Source organism: uncultured Mycobacterium sp., from assembly GCF_964249325.1.
Classification (GTDB): domain Bacteria; phylum Actinomycetota; class Actinomycetes; order Mycobacteriales; family Mycobacteriaceae; genus Mycobacterium.
On the sequence record NZ_CAXUCH010000119.1, the window covers coordinates 1 to 5,592 of the forward strand.

General features: G+C 66.2%; 4 protein-coding genes and 1 pseudogene (1 of these 5 only partly in view). 1 reads left to right on the forward strand and 4 read right to left on the reverse strand.

The features are described 5' to 3' along the window. Positions 1-110: 110 nt before the first annotated feature. The gene (locus ACFE99_RS15300) at positions 111-401 is read right to left on the reverse strand and encodes an Rv1535 domain-containing protein (RefSeq protein ID WP_375486697.1); all 291 of its coding nucleotides are present in this window, start codon (positions 399-401) and stop codon (positions 111-113) included. Positions 402-464: 63 nt separating this feature from the next. Between ACFE99_RS15300 and ACFE99_RS15305 the strand changes: the two genes are divergently transcribed. After that, positions 465-740: a hypothetical protein gene (locus tag ACFE99_RS15305; protein WP_375486712.1), complete on the forward strand. Its 276-nt coding sequence runs from the start codon at positions 465-467 to the stop codon at positions 738-740. A 2-nt stretch (positions 741-742) separates the two neighbouring features. Here ACFE99_RS15305 and ACFE99_RS15310 read toward each other — a convergent pair whose 3' ends face one another. From ACFE99_RS15310 to ACFE99_RS15320, 3 genes and pseudogenes are all read right to left on the reverse strand, one after another. Continuing rightward, positions 743-4,582, reverse strand: a complete 3,840-nt coding sequence (locus tag ACFE99_RS15310) for a SpoIIE family protein phosphatase (RefSeq protein ID WP_375486699.1) — start codon at positions 4,580-4,582, stop codon at positions 743-745. Continuing rightward, on the reverse strand, positions 4,579-4,950 hold the full coding sequence (locus ACFE99_RS15315) for an STAS domain-containing protein (RefSeq protein WP_375486701.1): 372 nt from the start codon (positions 4,948-4,950) through the stop codon (positions 4,579-4,581). The genes ACFE99_RS15310 and ACFE99_RS15315 overlap by 4 nt, the downstream gene beginning before the upstream one ends. A gap of 153 nt (positions 4,951-5,103) precedes the next feature. Further along, positions 5,104-5,592, reverse strand: a pseudogene (locus ACFE99_RS15320) (PAS and ANTAR domain-containing protein); it runs 158 nt beyond the window's last position.

The following is a 5,592-nucleotide window of genomic DNA, read 5'->3' on the forward strand; positions in this document are numbered from 1 at the left end:
GGTCACTACTCAGCTGGGCCAGACACTGCTGGATTCGCACGCTCCGCTGGTGGTGTTCACCGCTGGTGGCTCGCTTGTCGTGATGGGGACGCTGATCAGCATTCCGGGCGTCAGCCAGCTGCTTGGCTGTACGCCGCTTGGTCCGGTTGCGTGGGCGCAGGCGCTGGGTTCGGCGACCGCCGCGACCGCCGCGGTCGGTGTGCTGAACCGCCTTGTCGCTGGTCAGCGAGCAGCGCAGCCAGAGCAGCCGTCGATTCCGGCTCAGCCGACGAGCGATCAGTCTTCACGACGTCCACGACGCCGAGCCGCCACGCCACCGCGTACAGGTGCACCAGGGGAACAGTCAGCAGCGCGCCCAGCGCTGAAACTAGCGGGTCGGCCAGAGCATCCGTCGTCGCCATATGTTCGACAGTGACCGGAGCACCCGGCTCGACGGCAAATCCTTAGTTACCGAAAGGCGAATCATGGTTGAAAGGAAGTCGCGTCGCGGCACTTCGCAAAGTGAAGCGGTGGAGGAGATACGCCGGGGTGAGTCGTTCCTGGTGAACCTTCCCGTGGTGGGCCGAGTGGAAGTTCCGCGGCCGGAGCAGCTGGCCTATTACGGCGGGCTGGCGGCGCTCGCCATGTTCGAACTCATCGACTGGCCGGTCGCCCTGGTCATCGCCGCCGGACACATCATGGCCAACAACCACCACAACAAGCTTCTTGAGCAGCTCGGCGAAGCCATGGAAGAGGTCTGACGCTACCGCGCCACCGCGTGGTCGAACTGCAACGTGACTCGCGTGCCGTGCGCGGTGCGGACAGTGTCGACGTGATCGGTGAGTGCGTTGATCAGGGTGAGTCCCCGGCCGCCTTGCTGGCTGCGGAGGCTGGCCGCGGAATCGTCCGACCACTGACCGGAGTCGCTGACGGTCGCGGCTACGGTGTCACCGCGCAGGAACGCCTCGACGGACACCGTTCGGCGCGAATCGCAGTGGCTGCCGTGTGCGATCGCGTTGGTGACCGCTTCGGCGGTCGCCAACACGATGTCGTGTTTGCGGCTGGCGTCGACACCGATGCCGGTCAGCCAGCCGCCCAGCTGTTGGCGTGCGTCGCGGATGCATGACGGGTCAGCGAACACCACGGTGGCCAGACTGCGAGCGGTGCTGTGGCGCGGCCGCAGCGCCAGCAGCACCACATCGTCGGTGTAGCCGCCGGGCGACCGCATCCGCTCGAGCAGCTGTGCGCAGATGTCGCCGACCGGCCGGTCCGCGCAGTGCGCAGCTGCCTCCCGCAGCCGAGCGAATCCGTGGTCGAGCGTGTTGCCGGGACGTTCGATCAGCCCGTCGGTGTAGAGCAGGATCAGGCTCCCCGGCACCAGCTCGGTTTGCGCCGGGTGGTCGGCGGCTGGGGTTGCGCGTGCGGCTACCGGCGGACGTCGACCGGCCTGTAGGAACACCGGCGGACCGTCCGGCGGGACCAGCAGCGGATAGGGGTGGCCCGCGCTGCTGTAACGGAGTGTGGCAGAACCGATATCGCTGTGTGCGTCGACGACGGCGTAGGTAACCGTCGCGCACCGCCCGCCCGCCACCGTCGCCGCATAGCGGTCCAAGACGGACAGGACCGCGGCGGGATCGGACTGGGTGAGGGCCGTTGCCGCCACGGCGGCGCGCAGCCTGCTCATCACGATCGCTGCGGATAGGCCGTGTCCGACAACGTCTCCGACAGATATGCCGACCCTGCCGGGGCGGTCGAGAGGGGTCACCAGGTACCAGTCGCCGCCGACGCGCATCGCCTCCCCCGCCGGCTGGTACACCGCGGCAACCACCGCCGCCGTCTGCCCGCGGTCGAGGTCGAGAAGTTGTTCCTGAAATTCGACGGCGATATGGCGTTCACGCTCCAGGGCGCAAATCCGGTCCAAAGCCGACTGCGTGATCTCGGCCGTCCGAGCGAACATGTCGAGCTCGGCCGGGTCGAAGTGCCGCGGCGCGCGCCACAGCAACCCCAGCGAACCGATGACGCGTCCGCCGTGATCGCGCAACGGCTGACTGACACACGCGCGAACACCGCTTTCAGTTTGCTGAACTATGTGCTGATAGCGCGGGGACAGCGCGAAAGTGTCGGGGACGATCATCGGCTCGCCGGTCTTGATGACGTCGACCGGCACCAGCGGCGCGTCCAACGAAGCCACGTGGTAGCGGTCGCGGTATTCGGCGGGAACCGCACCGGCGAATTCGAATCGCACGATCTTGGCTTGCCGGTCGAGCACACCGAGCGATATCACCGCGGGAACGTCGCATCCGCCGAGCGACGAGCCAGACAGGGCGTCGAGGATCTCGGTTAGCGAGTCGGCGGATTGCAAAGCCGTGTCGAGTTCGGCCAATGCGGCGGCACGTCGCACCTCAGCTTCGCGCTGTCGCCGACTGGCACGCTCGCGGGAGGCCGCCGACAACCGGGCCGCCACCCGGTCGATGAGCTCCTGGGAGCGGAAGGGTTTGGGCAGGTAGTCGTCTGCGCCGCCGGCGTAGCCTTCGCTGACCGCTTCGGCGCCGGCCCGGGCCGACAACATCAACACCGGCGTCGCCGCCAGCTCTGGATCGGCGCGGATCGCCCCGACGAAGCTAAACCCGTCCAGCTCCGGCATCATGACATCGGTCACCACCGCGTCAGGGCGAAGCTCGCGCATGGCCTTCAACGCCGATTCGCCGTCGGCGACCAAAACCGTGTCCCAGCGCGGGGATAGCACGCGCTGCAGATGAGCCCGCATGTCGGCGTTGTCGTCGGCGATCAGCACCAGCTCGCGGCGTCGCTCTAGGGATCCATCGGGCTGCTGGGCTGCGGCCAACCACTGGCTTGCCTCCACGACGTAGGGGTTGTCCCCTAAGCCCGCGGGCGAATGCTCCACCGGCCTGGTGTCGAGCGATAGGGGCAGCCGGATGGTGACGCTAGTGCCGCGGTCCGGCTCGCTTTCGACCTCCACCGTCCCGTGCAGCAGCTCGACAAGCCCGTGCACCAGCGACAAGCCGATTCCGGTGCCTTCCACGCTGCGCCCGCGGGCGGTGTCGGCGCGAAAGAAGCGTTCCCCCAACCTTTTCAGGTCGTCCTCGGCCATCCCGACACCGGTGTCGCGGATGCTGACGCGGCACGCTTCCGAGTCGCTGCGCGCCTCCACCGAAATAGTGCCCTGCAGCGTGTATTTGACCGCGTTGGACAGCAAATTGAGGACAATCGTCTCGCACATATCGGGGTCCACGTCGGCCAGCACCCGAGAGCAGTCGATCACGAGGTCGAGTCCGGCGCGCTGGCAAAGTTCGGTGAACGACGAGGCGATATGCGCGGTCAGTGCGCCGACGTCGGTGCACACCAGCCTGGCGGCGGCCCGGCCGGATTCGATCCGAGAGAAATCGAGCAGGGAGTCCACCAAGCGCTGCAGGCGCTGGGCATTACGACGGGCGGTGCTAAGCCGCTCCGCGAGCACGCTTTCCGGCTCGGTTTCGGCCAGCGCATCCTCGAGCGGTCCGAGCAACAGGGTCAGCGGGGTGCGGAACTCGTGGCTGACATTGGTTAGAAATGCCGTCTTGGCGCGGTCGAGTTCAGCGAGCGCTTCGGCTCGCTGCCGTTGCTGCTCGTACGAAACCGCCGAGGCCAAAGCCGACGAGAGCTGGTCGGCGAGCAGTTCACAAAAACCGCGGTACTGGGTGTCGAACGGGAGAAGCGGATTCAGCCCGATCACCAGCGCCCCGGCCGTCATCTCCTCACCCACCGGCAACACCAGCGCCGGCTCAGGGCAATCGTCGCCCAATGCCTGAATGCCGGGAATCACGGCCGCAACGTCGTCGATTACTTGCGCTTCGGCCCGCGACCGCCCCGTCGGATGAAACTCGGTCACCGCCGCCAGAGAGCTCGGCAACACCGACAACACCGAAGATGTCGCACCGCGAAGCGTGATGTCCCCGGTCTGCGGGTCGCTGACATAGACGGCGACAAACGACAGATCGGCGGGTTGCTCCGCACACACCGCGACGGCAGCCGCCACCGCGTCGTCGATCGTTCGAGTCTCCATCACCGCAGCCGCGACCGCGTTAAGCACGTGCATGCGTCGTTGACTCAAGACCCGCTCGGTCGTCTCGCTGACCGCTGCAAATACACCGTGAACCTTGCCATCGCCCAGCAGGGGGCCGTAGCTGAAGGTGAACCGCCGTTCTTGCCGCCGGCCACCGGTGACGATAGGCAGCAGCAAGTCGTCGGACCAGGTGGCCTGCCCGGTGGTGACCACACTGTCGAGCATGGGCCCGATCTGGTCCCAGATGTCCCACCACACTTCGCGTCCGCGCCGCCCGAGCGATGCCGGGTGGCGGTCACCGAAAATCGGGACATAGGCATCGTTGTAGACCAGGAACAAATCCTGCGGCCCCAGCCACAGCACGATCGGAAACCGCGAGGTCAGCGTCGTGGCAACCGTGGTGCGCAACTCGACTGGCCAGTCCTTCGGGGGTCCCAATGGGTGTGCTGCCCAATCGAATGCGGCGAACCGGCGGCCCATCTCGCCGCCCAGCGCGACTGCCGCGGCAAGGTCGGGCGGCAAGGCGCCGGACCGGTTCATGCTTGCTTGTCGGTGTCGCGTGAGCGCAGCGCGTCGGCGAGCGTGGGATACAGGTCAAGTACCCGGTCCAGGTTTGTCACCTCGATCGGGCGGACCACCTCGGCGCGGTTGGCCACCAGGCGAACCGATGTTCCAGTGGCGGCACCTTGGTCGTGACAATTGAGCACCGCGTTCAGGCCGGCACTTCCGAAGAAGTTCACCTCCTGCAGGTCAACGACGAGCAGCCGGGCCGGGTGCGTGGACGCCAGGTTCAGCGCTGTTGTCAGCTCGGTGACGAGTTCGCCGATTGTGCCAGAGTCGATGTCGCCCTTGACCCGTACCACGATCCCGTCGTCGTCATGCTCATGGTTGACCGCCAACGCTTCCATTGCTTTGCCTCGACTCCTTCCAGCCGGCCCTAAGACCATTTGTGAGGGTCCGGTCGAGAGACAAGGCGCGGTGCCCGATCCGCCGTCTTCGCCGTACAAGATGATTCAAAGCCTAACCCCGAGGCCAGCTCCAGTCGGTGGGAACCGTCGCCGTTATCCGACCGGCTCCGACCCGACGCGCTCGTGGACCGTCAGCAACAAGTGGTCGAACTGGTTCTGGATCGTTGACGACGTGGGGACCAGGGTGTCGACTTCAGAGACCAGTTGCTTGGCCAGCAGGCGCACTTTGGTGTTGGTCTCCTGCGAGCGCCACTGCAGGATATGGAAGGCTTGATCCGCGTTGATTCGATAGATCGCCATCAGCACGCCCTTTGCTTGCTCGATCACCGCGCGGGATTCCAGCACATCCGGCAGAGCCTCGTCGAGAACCTGGTGGCGGGTCTCGTCGAAGATGTCGGTGAGGTCGATGTAGTAGCCTTCCGTGCCCACCACGGCACCGTTGTCGTCCAGCATCCGGTCGGCCACCACGATCGCGTCGTGCACATTTCCGGCCGTGTCGATAAAGCGGTGACGACTTGAAAACGACGCCTGCGACTGCAGTGCGTAGTCGAGGAGCTCCTGGACATGAGCGCGGTCGTCGGG

Bases quoted from the DNA above. Each gene is read 5' to 3' on its own strand.
- ACFE99_RS15305 (WP_375486712.1), top strand. From the start codon at position 465: ATGGTTGAAAGGAAGTCGCGTCGCGGCACTTCGCAAAGTGAAGCGGTG.
- ACFE99_RS15300 (WP_375486697.1), bottom strand. From the start codon at position 401: ATGGCGACGACGGATGCTCTGGCCGACCCGCTAGTTTCAGCGCTGGGC.
- ACFE99_RS15310 (WP_375486699.1), bottom strand. From the start codon at position 4,582: ATGAACCGGTCCGGCGCCTTGCCGCCCGACCTTGCCGCGGCAGTCGCG.
- ACFE99_RS15315 (WP_375486701.1), bottom strand. From the start codon at position 4,950: ATGGAAGCGTTGGCGGTCAACCATGAGCATGACGACGACGGGATCGTG.